This is a genomic window from Thermogutta sp., from assembly GCF_014359955.1.
Lineage (GTDB): Bacteria > Planctomycetota > Planctomycetia > Pirellulales > Thermoguttaceae > Thermogutta.
In genome coordinates this window covers 1-3,210 of record NZ_JACIYL010000520.1, presented here as the reverse complement: position 1 = coordinate 3,210, position 3,210 = coordinate 1, and the positions used below count along the sequence as shown (strand labels likewise).

The 3,210-nt window shown below is 60.2% G+C and carries 4 protein-coding genes; all 4 read left to right on the top strand.

Features of this window, described 5'->3' with window-relative positions; all coding sequences use genetic code 11:
- The coding region (locus tag H5U08_RS13850; RefSeq protein ID WP_297034220.1) for a hypothetical protein at nt 1-205 on the top strand (205 nt) is incomplete at its 5' end.
- Nucleotides 206-299: 94 nt separating this feature from the next.
- Entirely contained in the window at nt 300-1,373 is a 1,074-nt protein-coding gene (locus H5U08_RS13845; RefSeq protein ID WP_297034211.1) for a hypothetical protein, read from the top strand.
- Nucleotides 1,374-1,903: 530 nt separating this feature from the next.
- Entirely contained in the window at nt 1,904-2,521 is a 618-nt protein-coding gene (locus tag H5U08_RS13840) for a response regulator (protein ID WP_095413653.1), read from the top strand.
- 96 nt (nt 2,522-2,617) lie between these two features.
- On the top strand, nt 2,618-3,210 hold a 593-nt coding region (locus H5U08_RS13835), incomplete at its 3' end, for a hypothetical protein (protein WP_297034207.1).

The following is a 3,210-nucleotide window of genomic DNA, read 5'->3' as shown; positions in this document are numbered from 1 at the left end:
CTCCCGTATTCTCGCCGAGGTACTTCCGCGACCTGCTGCCGCAGATGAAGGAGAGCCTTCAGGGGAAGAGGACTCGCCCGTGGAGGAGCAGACGGAAACGGCTTCGGCGAGCGATGCGGAGTCGGTGCGTCCCGATACGTCAGCGGATAATCGGCAGATTCGCGACGTGAGTTCCGAGGCGGAGTCGAATCCGCAGTCGGCGTGAAAGACAGGCGGCACCGTTCGGCAAGGGTCTCTTCCCAGGGGTGAGGATGGCCATGGCCCGAGGACAGTCGAGTTCAACAAGGACTTCAGGAAGAATGACCACACCGAGTCGCACCCAGCAATTCACGCGTCTGCACGAAGTTTTGGCTCGGCAGTACAAGGCCAAGCCTGCCGATCCGGGGTTGCCCGTCCTGGAACACCTGATGTTTGCCGCCGTGCTGGAAAACGCCCGGCATGCGGTGGCCGAGCGGGTCTTTCAGGTCCTCAAAACCGAGTTTTTCGACTGGAACGAAATTCGGGTATGCACGATTCGTGATCTGTCCGAGGCCGGCGAAGGATTGCCCGATCCGGCAGCCGCTGCCACGCGCATCAAGTGCCCTCTTCAACACATCTTTGAATCGACCTACTCTTTCGACATGGAAGACTTGCGGAAACTCACGCTGGGGCAGGCCATCGAGCGCCTCCAAAAAATCGACGGCGTCTCCCGCTTCATGGTCTCCTATGTGGTGCAAAACGCTCTGGGCGGACATACGATTCCCCTCGATATGGCCAGCCTGCGGGTGCTGAATCTCCTTGGCCTGGCGGACGAATCGGAAGTCGCCTCGGGCACAGTGGCGGGCCTGGAACGGGCAATTCCCAAAAGTAAAGGCGTCGACTTCGCTTGGTTGCTCCACGAATTTGCCGCCGAATTCTGGGCGGATCACCACGCGCCGGTGGTGGCGAAAGTGTTCAAGGCCATCGATCCGCAAGCCCTGGAGCGGCTGGAGGCCTGGGAACAGGGACAATTGCAACCGGCGACCACGGCCGCTGCTGAGACGGCGCCGCCCCCGGCTCCCGTTGCTCAGGCAGAAACCCCGTCGGCCGTTCAGCCCAAACGTCGTGGCCGCCCAAGAAAAACGGAGGCGGCTGCCTCCACTTCGGGACAGGTCCCCGCGGCCCATAAGGTAGCCACCGAACAGCCCGAGCAGCCGGCCGAAGCCGCGATAGCGCAGCCCGGGGAAGCGGAATCAGCCGCGGCAGCAGCCGCTTCGCCTACCAAAAAGGCACGCAGGAAAAAGGCAGAATCCAGGGCGAAGACGGCTCGGGCTAAAAGCGCCAAGTCGGGCCGCTCTACCACCGAGGAAAAAGCGACAAAAGGTGAAAAAAAGAAAAAACGGGGCGGAAAGTAGTGCGGTTGAAACAACTGCGGGCCAGCGGCGGTTGCACCCCACCGTGTTTTCGTTGCTTATTCCTCCACGGAATTCCAGGTTGTGGCGGGGCCAGTCTGTCCGTCCCCACGGGGTGCGTTGGCCGATGGTGTTGCCAAAAAAGGAGTCGGGTGTTATCGTCTGCGGCGACTGCATGCTGTGGGATAAGAATTCCGATCAGGCAACATGAAGAACTGGCGGTCCAGCGCGAAGCAAAGCTACGGCAGAAAATCGGGATGACGTAACCGCTGCTGGGTAAGTGAGTTAAAGGAAAAAAACTCGTATTGACAGGGATTTTGGTGAAAGTATAATGAGCGGCGGTTGGCAAATTCGGTAAAGTCGGCAGGACCGGATGAGCCTGCTGCTCGTAGGCAGCTACGGGAGGTGCAGAGTTTGCGAACTCTCGCGAACTCGCCGCCTGTTTCCCGGATAGTGGTGACACGGAGGACCAGAAACCCGCAGCCAACTGCCGACCTTCGGGCTGGGGTTTCGTTGACTTTCCGGCGAGAACCGTGGCGAAGAAAAGGAACAGCCAATCACCGCTCGCAAGCAAGACGGTCTTTACGACTGGAGAAGCAGCGAAGATCTGCAAGGTCAGTCAGCAGACCATCATCCGCTGCTTCGATTCCGGTCAGTTGAAGGGATTCCGAGTTCCGGGAAGCCGCTTCCGTCGTATTCCCCGCGATGCTCTGATCAACTTCATGCGGGAAAACGGCATCCCTCTGGATGCCCTGGAAAACACCAAACACCGCATCCTCATCGTCGATGACGATGAAGAGCTGGTGGAACTCATTCGGGATGTGCTCCTCCGCGATGGCCGCTTCGAGGTCCGCACCGTCAACAACGGTTTCGAGGCCGGGATGGCGGTCAAAGAGTATCATCCCGATCTCATCGTCCTCGACATCATGCTCCCCGACATCAACGGGAAAGATGTCTGCCAGGTGGTGCGATCCGATCCCAACATGAATGATATCCGCATCATCTGCATCTCGGGCATGGTGGAAGAGGACCGCATCCAGGAGCTCAAAGCGGTGGGGGCCGACGATTTCCTCCACAAACCGTTCGAGATCGAGCAACTCGTCGATCGCATCTGCCAGTTGCTCGACATCCCGTCGCGGTCCCACGTTTGAAAGGTGAACCGGGAGAGCAGTGGCGGAGCCTGGTTTTTCTTCCCGTGCGGCTGACCGGGGGAGCAACCGTCCGCGCTGTGCTCGGGGGCCTGCCTGATGTTCAAAATCTTTCCGCGGTCCCCTGCGAAGAAGAGCCTCTGGGTCGCTGATGCCACGCTTGTGGGAATCAGCCGCGTCCTGTTCCGCCACGCTGGCCGACTGGTGGACGCGGCACCCGTATGGTGCGGGTTAGGGCCCGACTGTCACCGACCGCTCGGTGCTGAACTGCTTCACGTCCTGCTCCGCGATCCGCTCGCGCTGGCGGCGGTGCTGAAAGACACTGCCCCCGAAGGTGCTTCCCTTCTCCAGGCGAATGCGGTGGCCGTCATCCGCCTCTTGCAATCACGCCTGACGGCTGGCCTTCTGGGAAGCCTTGAACAATCGCCCGAAACAACCCCTCTGGGGAGACTTCATCCCGTTCGCTATCGGCCCGACAACCGAACTGTTGGGCAAACGGATCAGCCGTTCCCGGAACGAATTTTGGTCCAGCGAGTGTTTCTCACGGCGCTGTTGACCCGATTGTGGCTACGATCCGAGAATCCGGGCCTGTTGCGTCTGGGGGACCTTGCGGTCGCCTTTCACCTTGCGTCGGAGGAGCCCGACGATCGTGGTCCCAGCTTGCCAGACAAAATCCCGGACTCCTTGGGCGG

Excerpts from the sequence above, each read along its gene's own strand:
- H5U08_RS13845 (WP_297034211.1), top strand. The coding sequence starts at position 300 with ATGACCACACCGAGTCGCACCCAGCAATTCACGCGTCTGCACGAAGTT.